14 protein-coding genes are annotated in these 16,022 nt (G+C 67.4%); 6 read left to right on the top strand and 8 right to left on the bottom strand.

The window, feature by feature from the left end:
- Positions 1-113: 113 nt before the first annotated feature.
- On the bottom strand, positions 114-884 hold the full coding sequence (locus tag ACOKR1_RS11905) for a hypothetical protein (RefSeq protein WP_422933271.1): 771 nt from the start codon (positions 882-884) through the stop codon (positions 114-116).
- A 147-nt stretch (positions 885-1,031) separates the two neighbouring features.
- Between ACOKR1_RS11905 and ACOKR1_RS11900 the strand changes: the two genes are divergently transcribed.
- The gene (locus tag ACOKR1_RS11900; RefSeq protein WP_422933270.1) at positions 1,032-2,471 is read left to right on the top strand and encodes a HEPN domain-containing protein; all 1,440 of its coding nucleotides are present in this window, start codon (positions 1,032-1,034) and stop codon (positions 2,469-2,471) included.
- A gap of 317 nt (positions 2,472-2,788) precedes the next feature.
- Positions 2,789-3,004 (top strand): hypothetical protein, encoded by a 216-nt coding sequence (locus ACOKR1_RS11895; RefSeq protein WP_422933269.1) that lies wholly within the window; start codon positions 2,789-2,791, stop codon positions 3,002-3,004.
- A 20-nt stretch (positions 3,005-3,024) separates the two neighbouring features.
- Here the strand turns inward: ACOKR1_RS11895 and ACOKR1_RS11890 are convergent, their stop codons facing one another.
- On the bottom strand, positions 3,025-3,963 hold the full coding sequence (locus tag ACOKR1_RS11890) for a 5'-3' exonuclease (RefSeq protein ID WP_422933268.1): 939 nt from the start codon (positions 3,961-3,963) through the stop codon (positions 3,025-3,027).
- A 714-nt stretch (positions 3,964-4,677) separates the two neighbouring features.
- On the opposite strand from ACOKR1_RS11890, the gene ACOKR1_RS11885 reads away from it, so the two are divergent.
- Positions 4,678-7,347: a trehalase-like domain-containing protein gene (locus ACOKR1_RS11885; RefSeq protein ID WP_422933267.1), complete on the top strand. Its 2,670-nt coding sequence runs from the start codon at positions 4,678-4,680 to the stop codon at positions 7,345-7,347.
- Here the strand turns inward: ACOKR1_RS11885 and ACOKR1_RS11880 are convergent, their stop codons facing one another.
- The gene (locus tag ACOKR1_RS11880) at positions 7,348-8,016 is read right to left on the bottom strand and encodes a response regulator transcription factor (protein ID WP_415854488.1); all 669 of its coding nucleotides are present in this window, start codon (positions 8,014-8,016) and stop codon (positions 7,348-7,350) included. It abuts the gene before it with no gap.
- Positions 8,017-8,102: 86 nt separating this feature from the next.
- Between ACOKR1_RS11880 and ACOKR1_RS11875 the strand changes: the two genes are divergently transcribed.
- From ACOKR1_RS11875 to ACOKR1_RS11865, 3 genes are read left to right on the top strand one after another with little or no spacing between them, the layout of a single operon-like run.
- Complete coding sequence (locus tag ACOKR1_RS11875) at positions 8,103-8,708, top strand: TetR/AcrR family transcriptional regulator (protein WP_422933266.1); 606 nt, start codon at positions 8,103-8,105, stop codon at positions 8,706-8,708.
- A gap of 16 nt (positions 8,709-8,724) precedes the next feature.
- Positions 8,725-9,234 (top strand): GyrI-like domain-containing protein, encoded by a 510-nt coding sequence (locus ACOKR1_RS11870; protein WP_422933265.1) that lies wholly within the window; start codon positions 8,725-8,727, stop codon positions 9,232-9,234.
- Positions 9,235-9,251: 17 nt separating this feature from the next.
- Complete coding sequence (locus tag ACOKR1_RS11865; RefSeq protein ID WP_422933264.1) at positions 9,252-9,485, top strand: three-helix bundle dimerization domain-containing protein; 234 nt, start codon at positions 9,252-9,254, stop codon at positions 9,483-9,485.
- 58 nt (positions 9,486-9,543) lie between these two features.
- Here ACOKR1_RS11865 and ACOKR1_RS11860 read toward each other — a convergent pair whose 3' ends face one another.
- From ACOKR1_RS11860 to ACOKR1_RS11840, 5 genes are all read right to left on the bottom strand, one after another.
- Positions 9,544-10,932: an MFS transporter gene (locus ACOKR1_RS11860; RefSeq protein WP_422933263.1), complete on the bottom strand. Its 1,389-nt coding sequence runs from the start codon at positions 10,930-10,932 to the stop codon at positions 9,544-9,546.
- A gap of 165 nt (positions 10,933-11,097) precedes the next feature.
- The gene (locus ACOKR1_RS11855) at positions 11,098-12,618 is read right to left on the bottom strand and encodes a mannitol dehydrogenase family protein (RefSeq protein ID WP_422933262.1); all 1,521 of its coding nucleotides are present in this window, start codon (positions 12,616-12,618) and stop codon (positions 11,098-11,100) included.
- A gap of 2 nt (positions 12,619-12,620) precedes the next feature.
- Positions 12,621-13,838 carry a D-mannonate dehydratase ManD gene (gene manD / locus ACOKR1_RS11850; protein WP_422933261.1) on the bottom strand — a complete coding sequence of 406 codons (1,218 nt, stop codon included), beginning with the start codon at positions 13,836-13,838 and terminating at the stop codon, positions 12,621-12,623.
- A complete protein-coding gene (locus tag ACOKR1_RS11845; protein ID WP_422933260.1) occupies positions 13,835-14,815 on the bottom strand; it encodes a 2-hydroxyacid dehydrogenase in 981 nt (326 codons plus the stop codon). The genes manD and ACOKR1_RS11845 overlap by 4 nt, the downstream gene beginning before the upstream one ends.
- The gene (locus ACOKR1_RS11840; protein WP_422933259.1) at positions 14,812-15,807 is read right to left on the bottom strand and encodes a LacI family DNA-binding transcriptional regulator; all 996 of its coding nucleotides are present in this window, start codon (positions 15,805-15,807) and stop codon (positions 14,812-14,814) included. Before ACOKR1_RS11840 ends, ACOKR1_RS11845 begins: the two co-directional genes overlap by 4 nt.
- Positions 15,808-16,022 lie beyond the last annotated feature (215 nt).

The following is a 16,022-nucleotide window of genomic DNA, read 5'->3' as shown; positions in this document are numbered from 1 at the left end:
ATGTCGGCGATGTCAGTGAACTCCGAGGGAGTGGACCAATCAGGTGACCAGCAGCCTGCAAGCCGTGGAAATCGTCACACGCGGAGCACTGCGCTGAAACACAAAGCACCTGGTCAAGAGGGTGAATGACGGTCATCCGGGCACCTGGGGGTCAAGGGGTCGCATGTTAGCTCGACAGCCAGACGGCGCCTAAGCAGCCTCGAAGCAAGTCTTGAATTTCCGGCATGTCGCGTAGGCGGCTGGTGCTGCCGTACGACCAGATGGCGTGATCCAGCGCGGACGAACCGGACTCCAGCACCCTCGCAGCCTCCCTTGACTAGCTCGAACGCCTCGGCGTGGCTCACCTGGCGCCCAAGCGCGCGCGAGGTGAAGCGTGTGATCCAGATGTCGGGCTTCGCGCTCTCTTCGCCGATCAGCATGGTGAAGTACTCGAAGGTCCAATTCCCGAGGCCCTTGACGCCGACGTAAGCCGAGCGCGCGCTCTCGATGTCAGCAAGGATCTCGTCGCGTGTCTCCAGGCCCCTACCTACGAAAGCGCCCGCTGACTCGATGATGGCGCTTGCCTTGGACCGCTGGCCGTTGAGCTTGCCCTTGTTGGTCAGCGCAATGAGGTGTTGCTCGTCCTGGTTCGCCAGATGCTCGAGCCATCCGCTATCGAGATCGCGGTATGCGTTCCGGTACCGCTCTACGGCGCCGCGCACGCCGTTGAACGTGCCGTCTTTCTGCTGGCTGCCGAACTTGGCCTGAATCGTCAGTGGTGCGTTGATAAGTGCCAGATCAACCCGCTCGCCATAGCCGCCAGAAGTTGGCCACTTGTCCTTGGTGCCGATGTACTTCGTGACTGCTGCCGCTACCAGACGTGCGTTGTCAGCGTTGGTCCCCATGATCGTCCTGTCCCCGTTTTGAAGTGGTCGCGGGCAGCCTAACGTTGTAGCAGGACATTTCTGGTGCAACTGGCTCGGAGGCGCATTGGAAGCCCTTACCCTTGTTCAAGTTGCCGCGGGGCGCAACGTGAGGGGGACAGATGAAAGATGGATACAGAGGACGTTAGAAGCTTTGTCGGCAAGTGGTGGCTTCCGGACGATCCTGACAGGACTGTTGGGGGAGTTCTCACCGTCGAGCGTGAAGGTGAGTGCCACCTCCAGCTCGTGGGCTCGCTCCTTCCGAATCCTTATATTCAGACTGAATCCGCTCCTGCGCCCTCGGGGCCGACCCCACTTCTTCATGGTTCGACGGGCGATGAGGATTTCTCCTTGCTGCACGTCTGGGTCCACTACATGCCGTGGTTGGTGGAGGACGCGCCGCAGGAACTCGTGGTCAACACCGTCCTTCGTGGCGTCCACCTTGAGACTGCGGACCAAGAGTGCTTCACCGGCGCCAAACTTGAGATTGACAATCTGACTGCATGGTCCGGTATCACCGGATTCACATCGGGAAAAGAGTTCGAGGAGGCGGTGGCTGGCGCCCCGATGAGTTTCGCCCGCGCGTATTGGGAGCTTAGAACCCCTAGTGAACCAAGCCCTACTGGACGGCTCGGAGAATTCAATGTGGAACTGGTCTGGCGGAGCGAATTCAGTACGTTCATTAAGGACCGAAACATTCGACGAGAAGTGTCGGCCACAGAGGATGTTCACGCCAAAATCAGTATTCGCCGGCCCGTTGCGTGGGATGCATTCAAGAGCCGCATCAAGGTCCTGCAAGATCTCCTCACTTTCGCTACGAGACATCCATGTGCGGTCCGGTCGGTGAACCTCATCCACGATGACGAGGAGGTCGGACAGGTAGAGCTTCTCAACGCTCCCCTAGTGAATCCCGCCGAAGATCAACCGACTCAGATCTTCCCTTATCTCTTCCGCCTGACGGACATGCCGCTCGACGAAATCCTCAGTAAGTGGCATGCAATGCACACGAAGATCGGTATGGGTATCCATGTGCTCTTCGGTCTCGATTACAACAAGAACGGCTTCATTGAGAACCAGATTCTCAATGCGACGTCCGCCGCTGAGAGTATCCACCGCGCGCTTCGTCCGGATGCGAGGTCGATTCCGCCTGACGGGCACGCGTCACTTGTAGCGACGGTGAGAGAGACGATCACTCACGAGCATAAGAGCTGGTTGTTGGGGCGGCTAAAAAACACCCCAGGCTTTGCTGAGCGGGCTCGGGAGCTGGTGAAAATCCCATCGTCCGCCGCCGTGGCAGAGTTGCTCGGGGACCCCGACCTCTGGGTGACTTGGGCTCGGGACGGACGCAACGCGACCGCGCACCATGAAGGTGGGGACTTCGAGAGAATACCTGAGGGCGCGAGGTGGGGTCTTCCCTCGGCAACACTTGGTCTGCTTCATCTCGTGCTACTCGCCGAGCTTGGCTTCTCGGAAGAGGTCCAACTAGCGGCGGTGCAGGGTGTCTATGGGCAACAAGCCGAGCGATTTCGTCGGGCGGTCAAAGAGAGACGGGCCAGCGCGCCGACCTAGTCTGGGTGTAAATGTAGAAGCATGGAACGAGTAAACTGATACCGCGTGCGGCTCTTTCGCGTGCGGATTGAAGCGGTCCTCGTTGCGAGTGGCACGTAGAAGGCATGAATGGGCGGAAGCACTGTAGAACCCGCAGGATTCCGCGCCTCCCGACTTCATGGGCAAGAACTGGGCCTTCTGAGAGTGTGTGAGATAGAGGTCTAGTTGCAAGTTTGACCCTCTATCGGCCCGAAACGGGCGGCCTATCTGCAAGTACTCGCAGATAGGCCGCTCATTTTCACTATTCAGAACTGGCAGGCCGGCGTTGCGACCACTGTTTGAACCCGCCGACTAGCCTCCGGCGAGTCAGCGGAGGGCTCGAGGCCCGGCTCGTGCTCCTCGCTGACGAGCCGCAAGACGCAGTCCTGTCGGGGTCCTTCTCCCACGTCGCCACCGTCTATGTCACGGGAGCGGTCCTGGAGGAGAGCGCCGCCGAGGAGCGGGTGGCAATGCGCCTGCAGCCGTGGGAGAACCGGACGCTGCGGCTCACCTGAAGTTCCTGGGGCGGGGATGGTCAGCCGTGCCGGTCGAGCGCCGCGAGCAGGCGCTTGACCGATCCGCCGAGGTTCCACGCCGAAGCGAGCCGTTCGAGCTCGAGGCGGGGGCCGTCGTCGACCGCGCGGAGCCGTGCCCCGGCGGCGTCAAGCGCGGGGAGGTCGAGGTCGCGGACCACTTTCACCACTGCGGGGGCCACCTCGAGGTAATCGGCGGCTGCGTTGAGCTTGGCCCGCATCGGGGCCGGCAGCCCACTGTCGGGCTCCTTGGCCGCTTCGAGGAGGCCCTCGAGCGTGCCGTAGCGCCCGAGCAGGGTAGCGGCGGACTTCTCGCCGATGCCCGCCACGCCGGGGAGCCCGTCCGAGGCGTCGCCGCGGAGCACCGCGTAGTCGGCGTACTGCTCGGGCAGCACGCGGTACCTGCCCACTAGGACGGCTTCGGTGACGGTCTCGAGGTTCTTCATGCCGCGCGCGGTATAGACGATCCGCACGTCGCGGACGTCGTCGATCACCTGGAAGAGGTCGCGGTCGCCGGTCACGACATCTATGGGCAGCGTGGCATGCTCGGCATAGCTGCCGATGACGTCGTCTGCCTCGTGCTCGGGGGCGCCGACAACGGCGATCCCGGCGAGGCCCAGCACGTGGCGGATCAGCGGGATTTGGGCGACGAGGCCTGCGGGGACGGCCTCGACGTCGGGGCCGTCCGCGACGTTCCGCTCGACGCGGTGGGCCTTATAGGAGGGAATGAGGTCCACGCGCCAACGCGGGCGCCAGTCGTCGTCCCAGCACGCGACGAGGTGGGTGGCGCCGAAGTCCATGGTGAGCCGGGCGATCATGTCCAGCAGTCCGCGGACGGCGTTGACCGGCGTCCCGTCCTCCCGCCGGATCGACTCGGGCACCCCGTGGAAGGCGCGGAAGTACAACGAGGCGGTGTCGAGGATCATGAGGCGCTCGGTCATAGCCCATCCTGACATGGTCGCCGCGTGGGCAGGAGGGTCAAAGGCTCTTGGTGCGACCTGCACATCGTCATCTGGGGTCCCCGGTGGATGCGACAACCTCCCGGGCGATCCTTACGATCCTCGCTCCCTGGGGCGCTTCCCCCGGTCACCTCCGACGAGCGTGGCCATCGTCGACGGAATGCACGACCTGCGGAGCTGCCGACGGAGGGGCGCAGATCGTCGAGTTCATGGCTACCCCAGATGGCCGGACGCCACGTTCAGGCGCCCCAACTCAGCCCTTTCTGAGAGGGTTGGGCACGGAACCCGAAGCGCCCGATCCCAGAAGGCCCAAGCAACGCCCAGCACTGCTCCTCATCAAGCTCGAGGTCCTGATGCCGAGCCCCCGGCCCGTAGCCGTAATCTGCTGTCGACATCACGGTCCTCCCTCGCAGGTCAGCCTCAGCATTCCACGGGCCGCGAGCGCGTCAGAAGGGGCTTCTGCCCCTAGCCGGACAAGAATCGTGGGTTGCGGAGACCGCGCGGGCCGAGACAGCCAAGCTACGAGGTCCTCTGCGTCCTGAACCGCCCGTTCAACGGTGACCGCGCGCGGCCCCCGGAGCGAGAGAAGTCGAATCCAGCGCGCGAACGCGTTTTACGCCAGCGCAACACCCGCGCCGTCGAGCCGAAATCCGTCCCGCCCACACTTGAGCGCAGGTGGGTCGAGCGGAGGAACACATGGCAACACCCCTGAACCGGACGGTCTCCGAATCGGCGCTGCTCGGCGGCTCCCTGCCGTTGGGTCTTCTCCGCCCGTATCTGCTGGGCGAGAACGACGGGGACGGAATCGGTCCCGGCCTCATGGCCGAGCTCAAGCTCTTGGCGAGGCAGCCCGCGCTCCTCGTCGCGTGCAACTACGGGGGCACCCTCACGCCGGTGGACGGCCAGACCACGGAGACGCTTCCGCTCGACAGCGCAGCCGTCGCGCTGCGCGCCCTCGCGGCGCTCCCGAACACCCACGCTGCCGTGATCTCGGGCCGTTCCCTGCGAGACCTCGCCGCCGTTTCGCGGCTGCCAGCCGAGATCCACCTGGTCGGCTCACACGGCCACGAGTTCGACATGGCCTTCGCATATACGATCCCGCAGGCCACGGAAGGCGTCCTCCAGCTCGCCGGGAACGCCTTGGTGGAGCGGCTCACGGCGAGGCTCGGCGTGGCGCAGGCGGAGCGACTCGTGACGGAGCACCGCCTCGCGTTCGAACGCAAGCCAGCGGCGTTCGCGGTGCACCGACGCGAGGCCGATCCGGACGCCGCCGAGGTCGCGACCGCCGTCGCCCGCGAAGTCGCCGCGGCGTATGGCCTGTCCTTCATCGAGGACGGGACGGTCTTGGACCTCTGCGCGCTGCCGCCGGCCAAGGGCGCCGCACTCGACAAGCTGCGTGCCCAGCTCGGGGTGAGCGCTGCGCTGTTTGCGGGGGACGCCGCGAGCGACGAGGGAGCGCTCGGGACGCTGCGCGGTCCGGACCTTGGGCTGCACGTGGGGCCGCGGGCGACGACGGCGCGTCACCAGCTGCGCGACCCCGACGCCTTCGCGCGCTTGCTTGCGGTGCTTTTCGAGTTGCGGCGAGCGTGGCTCTTCGGCGAGGAAGCAGTCGCCCTTGAGCGGCACTCGATGTTGGGGGATGGGAGCTCGACGGCCCTCGTGACTCCGGACGGCACCATCTGCTGGCTGACGCATCCGCTGCCGGATTCCGGTTCTCTCTTCGCGCATGTCCTCGGCGGAGATCCGGCCGGGCACTTCTCCGTCGGGCCGGTAGCCGCATCGCGGCTGCTCGGCCAGCGGTACGTCGACAACACGATGATTGTGGAGACACGCTGGGCCGATGTCGCGGTGACGGACTACCTCGAGCCCTCTCCCGAGGGCATCACCCAGCTCGTACGGGTCCTCACCGGCTCTGGGACCGCGCGGATCGTGTTCGCCCCACGGCCCGACTACGCGGGCGCGCCCTGCGCCATAGAGTCCCGCGGGGACGTGCTCCACGTGGTGGGGACGTCTGAGCCGATCGTCCTGCACGCACCCGGCGTGCGCTTCGCGATCGAGAGCGACGGTCGCCACGCGTCCGCGACCGGCCGGGTGGACCTCTCACAGGGGCCGATCGTCCTCACGCTGCGCTGCGGCGACCCCGAGGTGCACGAGCCCGATCCGGCCGGGGAGCCCGAGCGCCGCGAGGCCGTCGCCCGGGCCGCTCGAGCGTGGGTCCAGCGCCTCGAGATCCCGGCGGTCAAACCCTCGCTCGTGGTCCGGTCGGCACTGACCCTCCGCCACCTCGTCCACGAGCCGACCGGTGCGGTGCTCGCCGCGCCCACCACGTCGCTCCCGGAGGGGATCGGCGGCACGCGGAACTGGGACTATCGCTACTGCTGGCTCCGCGACGCGTCGCTCACGGTGTTGACGCTCGTCGAGCTCGGCTCCACGGAGGAGGCGGACGGCTTCCTCGCGTGGCTCGGCCGGATCCTGGCGTCGGCTCCCGGGCCTGAGTGGCTGCACCCGCTCTACTCGGTGACGGGCGCGCCGCTCTCCACTGAAGCCTCGATCGAGCATCTTCCGGGGTACGCCGGCTCTCGGCCCGTTCGCATCGGCAACGCCGCAGACCACCAAGTGCAGCTCGACGTGTTCGGCCCCGTGGCGCAGCTCATCGACGCGCTGTCCGAGCGCACGGGCGAGCTGCCCGATGCCCACTGGCGCATCCTCGTCCAGATGGCTGCCGCGGTCGCGGCCCGGTGGCACGAGCCGGACCACGGCATTTGGGAGGCACGGCGCGCCCCGCGGCACCACGTCTACACGAAGACGATGTGCTGGGTCACGCTCGACCGTGCGCTTCGCGTGGCCCACCGCCATGAGCGAACGCCCGACGACGGCTGGGGGCCGCTCGCGGCCGTCGTCCGTTCGGAGGTGCTCGCCGAAGGGTGGGACGACGGCGCGCGCGCGTTCACGGTCGCCTACGACAGCCCCGACCTCGACGCAGCAGTGCTGCACGTGGGGCTCACCGGACTCGTCGACCCGCTCGATCCCCGCTTCCTCGCGACGGTCGCCGCCGTTGAGCGGGAGCTCCGCGTGGGCCCCACCGTGTTCCGCTACACGTACGACGACGGCCTGCCGGGTCTCGAGGGCGGGTTCCACCTGTGCACGGCGTGGCTCATTGAAGCGTTCCTCGCGGTGGGCCGCGTCGACGACGCGGAGGACCTCTTTGCGCGCCTCGCCGCGCTCATGGGGCCGACTGGGCTCCTCCCGGAGGAATACGATCCCGCGACGGAAACGCACTTGGGGAACCACCCGCAGGCCTATTCGCACTTGGGCTTCATCCGCTGCGCGCGCCTGCTCGACGAGGCGCACCGCGGGGCGAGGTAATCAGACAGAGCGCTTCGGTTCCTCCGCCGGGGGAGGAATGATCCGCCGTCGATCGGGCCGGAAGCCGTGGTCGATGCCCCAGAGGATGGCGTTCGAGCGACTGCTGACCCCGATGCGCCGGTAGCAACTGCGGATATATGTCTTCACGGAGTTGGGGGAGAGGCTAGTGCGATCGGCGATGGCGGCGTTGCTGAGGCCCTGGGTGATGAGGGCCAGGACCTCGGATTCCCGCTGGGTGAGGCCTTCTTCTCGGCCTGGCCAGTCCCCGCCGATCGTCCTGGCTGAACCTTCGAGGAGCACGCGAGCCTGGGGATCGTCGCCGTGCAGATCCTGCAGCGCAGCGGCCAATTGGCCCGCAGTCAGGCCCTTGGACAGATACCCGCTGGCGCCGTTGGCCAGCGCTGCAGCGGCCCTGGCCGAATCGAGGTCCCATGTGTAGACGACGACCTTGCCAGAGAGGGGGTTGGAGGCCAGCTGACGGACCTCCTCGCGATCGCCTTGGGGTGCGGCGAAAGTGTCGTAGAGAGTGATGTCCACGGCTTGTGCGACGTCTTCGCTCGCATCGAGTTCCACGACGTGCAGCACATCGGCGTAGGACCGGAGCATCGCCTGGAGTCCCCGGACCACAACTTCGTAGTCATTGACCAATGCCACCCTGATCGCACCCACGGTTGAACCCTACGATCCCGCGAGGGGGAAAGCACCACCCTTTGGGGTGAAGATGCGGTCGAGAAAGCCGACTACCGTCGTCGTACATGACTCCAGCGGGGACCTCCGAGGATCCGGGCGAGCGGATCCTCGCCGCGGCCTTCGAGCTTTTTGACGAGCACGGCCTGCTGGACGTCAGCGTCGAGGGCATCTTGGCGAAGGCGCACGCCAGCAAGTCCACCTTCTATCAGCGCTTCGGCTCGAAGGAAAAGGTTGTCGTCGCCTACCTCGAGCACGGCCTCAAGAACCTCGGCGCGCTGGTCGAAACGGCCAAGGCTGATGGTGGGCTGACGGGTGCGGATGGGCTCCTTGCGGTTTTCGATGTTTTTGATGAGTGGTCGAGGCGGAGCGTGGTCGCGCTGTCATCGATCCTTCGCGTGCTGAACGAGCTCGAGCCGACGGATTCTCTGCGGCTTGCCGTCGTGGAATTCCTCGACCGCAGCAGAGCCCGTGTCGCTGCCGCGGTTGCGGAATCCGGCCTGGACAGCCCTGTCGAGTTCACCCGTTCGTTCCAGATCATTGCCCGAGGGGCACTCATCACCGCCGTCGAGGGGGACGCCGAGGCGGCGGCGCGGGCGCGGTCCATGGCCGAGAGGCTCATTGAGGCGCACACCATAAAGCGCCCCCATGAGAGGTGCACCCCGGCTGGGTGAGATCTAGAATCCCGGCATGGCGCTCCCGGTCAGTGTCCACACGGTTCATCCGCGCAAACTCGCCGCGGTCCGCCGAGAGGTCGCGCCGCATCAGGTTGGTTCGGCTTGGGGGCCCGCGATCGGCAAGGTCTGGGACTTCATTCGGGGCCAACAGGGTCTGTGGACGGACGGCCACAACATTTTCGTCTACCACCATCCGAACGGGCCGGGCGCACCCATCCTGTGTGACTTCGGGGTCGAAGTCACGCGCACCTTTGAGACGACGGGCGAGGTGTATGCGACTGAAACGCCAGCCGGCGAAGCCGCCGTAGCGGTCCATCGGGGGCCGTACGACCGCCTGAACGAGGCATACCAAGCGATCGACGAGTGGATGGCTGCGAATCGGCGGGAGTCCGCGGGGCACTCCTGGGAGATCTACGGAGATCCGGCCCCGGATCCGGCCGACACCGAGACGACGGTCGTGTACCTCCTCAAAGAGGAAGCGGGCCGCGGTCGTCCACCGGCAGGGGTTGCGGAAGACGGCTGAGTGAGGAGGATTGAAGGATGCAGCAGAGTGAAGCCCAGGCTCTGGAGACTGTGCGGTCCCGGCTCACGAAGCGTTTCCCCGAACTCGCCGAGGAAGCCGTGGCCAATGCGGTGAGCGCCGCCAGCTCCGAAATGACCGGCCCGATCAGGGACTACGTCCCGATCCTGGTCGAGCACAATGCCCGAGCGCGACTGACCAAACAGCAAGGGCATCCGCCCCAGCCGGTCGTGGACTTGGATCGGAAGGGGTAGCCGGCCCCCCCTGAGAGTGCCGGCTACCCGAGCGTGACGACACGCACGCTCCGATTGGTCAGGCCCGACCGGGCACAGCCGGCGCCGCGCCCGCCGCCGACGCGGTGCCCCGGAAGGTCGCGTCCTCCGGGTCGGCGAGGTCGCGGTTGAGGGTTTCGGGAGTCATCCGCGTGGCGATGAAGCTCGCGAGCATGGTCACGCCCATGTAGATCGCCACGGGAATCCACGAGTTGTTGAAAGCCGCCAAGAGGCCCGCGCAGATCATGGGCGCGATCCCGCCGCCGATGATGGCCGAGAATTCGCGCCCGAGCGTCACGCCCGCGTACCGGTAGCGGCTGCCGAAGACCTCCGGGAAGTAGCTCATGTGCACGCCGACCACGCCCTGGCACGCGAGCATGAAGCCGATGACGATCACGAGCAGGATCGCGACCGGATTGCCCGTGGTCAGCAGGAGGAACGCGGGCGCGGGGAACAGCACGAGCACCCCGGTGATGAGCGAGGTGACGCGCCGCCGCCCGATGCGGTCGGACAGAGTTCCGAACGCGACCGCCGCGACCCCGCCGCACAGCGAGCCGATGAAGAGCACGATCGGAATGTACTTGGGGTCGGTCTTGACCACAGTGATGAGGTACGACGCCATGAACACCTGGATCGCGTACGACTGCGTGCTCACGCCGAGGTTCATCATGATGACCCGGAACACGTTCGCCTTGCCGTGCCGCACCACCTCGCGCAGCGGCGCAGGCGGCTCGTCGCGCTCCTGCTTGATCTCCTCGAAGACGGGGGACTCCTCGAGCTTGCGCCTCATGATCATGGCAGCGATCGTGACGAGGATGCTGGATATGAATATGAGCCGCCAACCCCAGGACATCATGTCGTGCGGGGCCATGGCCTGAGCGGCGATCCACACGAGGGCACCCAGCGCGGTGCCGGCGGCGGCTCCGACCATGATGAGCGAGGCGAGCCGACCGCGTGTCCCGGGGGCCGCGGATTCGGTGAGGAGCGTGGCGCCTCCGGACTGCTCTGCACCGGCGCCGAAGCCCTGGAGGGCGCGGCACAGCACGAGCAGGATCGGGGCGAAGAGGCCCACCTGGTCGAAGGTCGGGAGGATGCCGATCGCGAGGGTCGAGCCGCCCATGAGGAAGAGCGTGGTCACGAGCACCCATTTGCGCCCGAGCCGGTCGCCGAAGTGGGAGAAGAACACGCCGCCCACGGGACGGAACAGGAAGCCGACCGCGAACGTGCTGAAGCTCGCGAGCAGCCCGGCGGCCGGGGAGACATTCGGGAAGAACAGCTTGCTGAAGATGAGCGCCGAGGCCGTGCCGTAGATGACGAAGTCGTACAGCTCGAGCGTGGTGCCCACGAGCCCTGCGAGGGCCGCCTTGCGCACCTTCGACTGGTCGACGGGGGAGCGGTCGACGGCGGCGTGGCCGGGTGTTGAGGTCATGTCCAGACTCCTTTGAATGGAACGACGTGCTGTGTGGGATGGATGGGGTGGGGTGGTCGGGTTGTCGGGCGGACGAGTGGGACGTGTCTGGTATCCCGGACAGTCGGCAGGGTGTGGATGCTGAGGGAGCCCTCCTTGGTGTTGGTCAGGCGGTCTAGGTGTTGGTCAGGCGGTGTGGTGATGCGCGGCGCCGGCCTCCGCAGCGGCGGCGGGCGCGCCATGGGCGCGAATGACGTCGAGGAGCTCGCCGGTGCGCTCGATGAACGCGTCCCGGCCCGCGAGCTCCTCGCCGAGCAGATGCTGCTCGCCGAGGACGCGGCGGGCGAGGTCGACGGGCGACGACGAGCGCTCGGCTGCCTGCGCTAGCGCACCGCGCGCTGGGTCCACCATGGCCGAAGCGTGGGGGCCGGGGTCGAAGCCGGGCAGCGGGGCGAGGCACGCGAGGTAGGCGGCGGCGGTGAGGGCGAGGAAATGCGGCATCCGGCCGGCGTCGAGCGCGGCGAGTGCCGGGACCGGGATCCTCTGGCGGAGCTTGAGCGAGCCGTCCGAACCAACCTGGCTCGTCCTGTGCCCAAGCGCCGTGTTGCGCCAGCGCGTGAAGAGATCCTCCTCGTAAGCGTCGAGGTCGACGCCGCGCGGGGCCGTCACACTGGGCCGATACTCGTCGCGCAGCACTGCTCGCGCCGCGGCCTCGATCGGTGCCCGGCGAACGGACTCGGGAATCGTCGCGGCCCCCGAGAGCGCACCAAGGTAGGCGATGAGCGAGTGCGTCCCGTTGAGGAGCCTCACCTTGAGCTCCTCGTAGCGGGAGACCTCGTCCGAGAACACGGCCCCGCCGGCTTCCCACGCGGGCCGGCCGGCGGCGAATCGGTCCTCGAGGACCCACATGCTGAACGGTTCAGCGGGCACGGGGACGTCGTCGACGTAGCCAAGCCGATCGGCCACGAGACGCCGGTAGTGGTCGGTGGTGGCCGGCACGATCCGGTCCACCATCGTCGATGGGAACGTGACCCGGTCCGCGATGAACGCGAGCAGTTCGGCGGCCTCGGCCTCCGGCAGAAGCCCGGCGAACTCTCTCACGAGCCGCTCGGTATGGTGGCCGTTGTCCGCGAGGTTGTCGCAGCTCAGCACCGTGATCGGCTCGCCGTGGGACCGGGCCCGCGACTGAAGTCCGCGCGCTATCTGCCCGATGGGCGTCGCCGGCCGGGCCGTATCGGACACGTCGCGTCGGATCGCGGGGTCGTCGACGACGAGGTGACCCGTGCGGGGGCTGTAGTAGTAGCCGTTCTCCGTCACCGTGAGCGAGACGATCCGCGTCCCGGACGCCCCGATCGATGCCACCACTCGCTCGGGTTCGCCGGCCGCCGTGAACGCGTCTGTGTGCACGCCGGGAACCGAGAATCGCTGGCCCTCGGGCGCGATCTCGACGACCGTGTACAGGAGGTCCTGGGCGTGCATGGCGTCGGGGACCGCCGCGGACCGGTTCGCGACGCCGATGATTCCCCAGCATTCTTCGCCCGCCCGTCCCGCCCGAGAGGCGTCAAGCGCGGCCCGGGTATATACGGCCTGGTGCGCCCGGTGGAAGTTGCCCAAGCCGAGATGGACGATCCCGGGACGCAGCCCGCCGGGGCGAGGCGCGCCGTCGGACGCTGCTGAAAGCCGCGGAAGCGCGGAAGGCTCGGCCATGCTCACCAGTCCTTCATGGTGCCGTCGAGCTCGCGCGCGATCGGCAGGTAGGCGGGGGAGTAGGGGAAGCGCGCGGCGGCGGATTCGTCGACCTCGACTCCGAGGCCGGGCTCGTTCCCCGGGTGGAGGTAGCCGTCCTTGAACGTGTAGCTGCTGCGGAAGACCTCGGAGACAAGTGGCTCGTAGCCCATGTACTCCTGGATGCCGAAGTTCGTGGTCGCGAGGCCCACGTGGAGCGACGCTGAAAGGCTGATCGGGGAGACGTCGGAGGGGCCGTGCGGCGCGCCTTTGACCTGGTAGACCTCCGCGAGGGCCAAGATCTTGCGGACGTGGGAGATCCCGCCCGCGTGGACCACGGCCGTGCGGATGTAGTCGATGAGCCGCTCGGTGAGAAGTGCCTCGCAGTCCCAGATCGTGTTGAACACCTCGCCGATGGCGAGCGGAACGGTGGTCTGGGCTCGGACGGCCCGCAGGAGGCGCTGGTTCTCCGCGGGCGTGACGTCCTCGAGCCAGAACAGATCGACCTCCTCGAGCGACTTCGCGAGCCGGGCCGCCTCGGTCGGGTTGAGGCGGTGGTGCACGTCGTGGAGGAGCTTGAGCTCGGGGCCTACGTGCTCGCGGATGGCCCCAAGGATCATGGGCGCGTGCCGCAGGTACGCCGAGGTGTCCCAGATCTCCTCGGCGGGGCCGCCGCCTCGGCCCGCGGGCTCGTAGCTTGCCGCGCCGCGGGTGACGCCGTAGACCTTGTCGAGTCCTGGAACCCCCGACTGGGCGCGGACCGCGCTGAAGCCTTGCTCCCGCCGTCGTTCGATGGAGTCGAGCAGCTCCGGAAGGTCCCACCCCGTCGAGTGGGTGTAGGTGAGGACCTTGTCCCGCGCCGCCCCGCCGAGGAGCTGGTACACGGGGACGCCGAGTGCCTTGCCCTTGATGTCCCACAGCGCGAGGTCGACGGCGCCGATCGCTGCCATGGTCACGGGGCCGCGGCGCCAGTACGCGCCACGATAGAGGAACTGCCAGGTGTCCTCGATGCGGTCCGCGTCGCGGCCCAAGAGTGCGGGCGCGAGGTGGTCGCGAAGGTAGCTCGCCACGGAGAGCTCGCGGCCGTTGAGCGTCGCGTCGCCCCAGCCGACGATGCCGTCGTCTGTGGTGATCTTGAGCGTGACAAAGTTGCGCGACGGGCTCGTGACGAGCACCTCGACGCCTGAGATTTTGCGGGTCATCTGGTGATCACAACGTTCTTGAGTGGTTCGTTTCGGGAGAGTCGGGTGATGTTCTCGGCGATATCGCGGACGCGGCCGCGGAAGGTCTCGGCGGTCACGCCGGACGAATGCGGGGTGAGGATCGTGTTGTCGAGGCTGCCGAACGGAAGGCTGGACGGCTCGGATATCCCGTCGGGGCCGGGGTACCGATACCAGACGTCGATCGCGGCGCCCGCGATCCGGCGATCGCGGAGGGCCTCGTAGAGCGCGGTCTCGTCCACAACCGGGCCGCGTGCCACGTTGACCAGCAGGCCGTTGGATCCGAGTTGGCCGAGTTCGACGGCGCCGATCACCGAAGCGGTTTCCTCGCTGAGCGGGATGCTCACCACGAGGATCTCCGCCGCGGCGAGGGCTTCGCCGAGCATGGCGGTCGGGCCGGCCCAGCGGAGGCCCTGCCCGGCAGCGTCGACCCCGCCGCTGCGGGTGATCGCAATGCCCTCGGCGCCGAACGCGCGCAGGAGGTTCCACGCGGCCTGGCCGATGTGGCCGAAGCCGAGGAACGCCACGGTCGAGCCACGCAGGGTCTCTGGCTGATGGATGGACCGTGAATAGACGGACGAGGCCCACGCTCCACCGCGGAGGGCCGCGTCCTGGCCGATCAGGTTGCGGCGGAGCGCCACGAGGACGGAGGCGATGTGCTCGGCGATCGAGGACTCGTGGTGGAACGTGTTCGCGCATTCGCACCCGTGCGGGAGGGCGCTCGCGTGGATCCCGTCGTAGCCCGCGCCGGCAACATGGACGAGCCGGAGCTTTTGGGCCGCCGCTCCCATGGCGGCCGTGAAACGAGCGCCAACGTAGACGTCGGCATCGCCAAGGTCCTCGACGAGCGCCTGCTCCTCCCACGCGTCGTGCCACGAGGTCGCGGTGCCCGCCGGCAGCAGCTCCTCGAGGAGGAGCCGGTGGGGGAGCAGATTGCTCTCCGCGATGACGACCCTCATGCCGGGGTCCCCTGGAGGTCGCGGCCCGCGCCGCGCGCCGAGAAACTCGAGCCGCGCACAATGAGCTGCGAACCGAGATGCACGGACTTTGACGGCGTGGCCTTGCCTGAGAGCTCCTTCAGCAGCAGGTCGAGCGCGAGCGTGCCGCTGCCTTCAATGGCGACGCGCACGGAGGTGAGACCGGGTTCGGCGGCTGCGGCGATGTCGAGATCGTCGATGCCGACCACGCTCACGTCCTCCGGGCAGTGATAGCCGAGCGTTCGGGCACCCGCGAGGAGTCCCACCGCGACGAGGTCGTTGTACGCAATGACGGCGGTGGCGCCGCTGGCGACGACCGAAGCGGCGGCGGCCAGGCCGCCGTCGACCGTTGCGTTCTGGTTCCCGACGGTGACGAGCTCAACGCCCCATTCCTCGCAGCGGCGCGTCACGGCGTCCAGGCGCTGGCGGTTGGCCCACGACGACGCCGGTCCCGGTACGTAGGCGAAGCGGCGATGGCCGAGCGCGAAGAGATGCTCAACGGCCTGGCGGAGCCCCGCGTCGGCGTCCATGAGCACGCTCGCGGCGCCTTCGGCCTCGCCGTTGATCACGATGAGAGGGGTCTGGCCTACAAGCTCGCGGATCTCCCCGGCGGGCAGACGCGGCGAGCACAGGATGAGCCCGTCGACGGAGGCTGCGAGAGAGGAGAGGTGCTCGCGCTCCCTGTCGACTGATTCGGCGGTGTCGGCGAGGACCATGCGGTGGTGGCCCGGCCACGCACGCTCCTGCAAGGCCTTGAGGAGGACCGCGAAGACGGCGTTCGAGACATCGGGGACGATCACCCCAAAGGTCCGGCTTCCCGTGGGGGCCGATGCGGCGTAGCCCAGCGCCTCGGCCGCCAAGATCACCCTCTGCCGGGTTTCCGCGGCGAGTCGGCCTGGATCGCTGAAGGCGCGGGACGCCGTCGCGAGCGAAACGCCAGCCAATCTCGCGACGTCGGTGAGTGTCGCAGTCATCACAACTCCTTGACCGATACGGATCTCCTGAAGCGAGTATGGAAGTCCTTGCGCAATCTTGTCAACAGTTTTCATGGACTCTCGGAGGCGCTCACTGCGGCGTGAGTCGATCGTCAGCTGTTCCGCGGGGCCGCCCTGGGGCCTCTTGTACGGGCGGCATAGAGTTGGTCCATGGCTGAGCGGAGCGCGGATCCTTCGGACATCACAGGCCTGGG

Origin of the sequence: Sinomonas sp. P47F7 (assembly GCF_049332655.1) — a bacterium.
In the GTDB taxonomy this organism is placed as follows: domain Bacteria; phylum Actinomycetota; class Actinomycetes; order Actinomycetales; family Micrococcaceae; genus Sinomonas.
This window is presented reverse-complemented; position numbering and strand designations above follow the sequence as displayed.

Excerpts from the sequence above, each read along its gene's own strand:
- ACOKR1_RS11905 (WP_422933271.1), bottom strand. The coding sequence starts at position 884 with ATGGGGACCAACGCTGACAACGCACGTCTGGTAGCGGCAGCAGTCACG.
- ACOKR1_RS11900 (WP_422933270.1), top strand. The coding sequence starts at position 1,032 with ATGGATACAGAGGACGTTAGAAGCTTTGTCGGCAAGTGGTGGCTTCCG.
- ACOKR1_RS11890 (WP_422933268.1), bottom strand. The coding sequence starts at position 3,963 with ATGACCGAGCGCCTCATGATCCTCGACACCGCCTCGTTGTACTTCCGC.
- ACOKR1_RS11885 (WP_422933267.1), top strand. The coding sequence starts at position 4,678 with ATGGCAACACCCCTGAACCGGACGGTCTCCGAATCGGCGCTGCTCGGC.
- ACOKR1_RS11875 (WP_422933266.1), top strand. The coding sequence starts at position 8,103 with ATGACTCCAGCGGGGACCTCCGAGGATCCGGGCGAGCGGATCCTCGCC.
- ACOKR1_RS11870 (WP_422933265.1), top strand. The coding sequence starts at position 8,725 with ATGGCGCTCCCGGTCAGTGTCCACACGGTTCATCCGCGCAAACTCGCC.
- ACOKR1_RS11865 (WP_422933264.1), top strand. The coding sequence starts at position 9,252 with ATGCAGCAGAGTGAAGCCCAGGCTCTGGAGACTGTGCGGTCCCGGCTC.
- ACOKR1_RS11860 (WP_422933263.1), bottom strand. The coding sequence starts at position 10,932 with ATGACCTCAACACCCGGCCACGCCGCCGTCGACCGCTCCCCCGTCGAC.
- ACOKR1_RS11855 (WP_422933262.1), bottom strand. The coding sequence starts at position 12,618 with ATGGCCGAGCCTTCCGCGCTTCCGCGGCTTTCAGCAGCGTCCGACGGC.
- manD (WP_422933261.1), bottom strand. The coding sequence starts at position 13,838 with ATGACCCGCAAAATCTCAGGCGTCGAGGTGCTCGTCACGAGCCCGTCG.
- ACOKR1_RS11845 (WP_422933260.1), bottom strand. The coding sequence starts at position 14,815 with ATGAGGGTCGTCATCGCGGAGAGCAATCTGCTCCCCCACCGGCTCCTC.
- ACOKR1_RS11840 (WP_422933259.1), bottom strand. The coding sequence starts at position 15,807 with ATGACTGCGACACTCACCGACGTCGCGAGATTGGCTGGCGTTTCGCTC.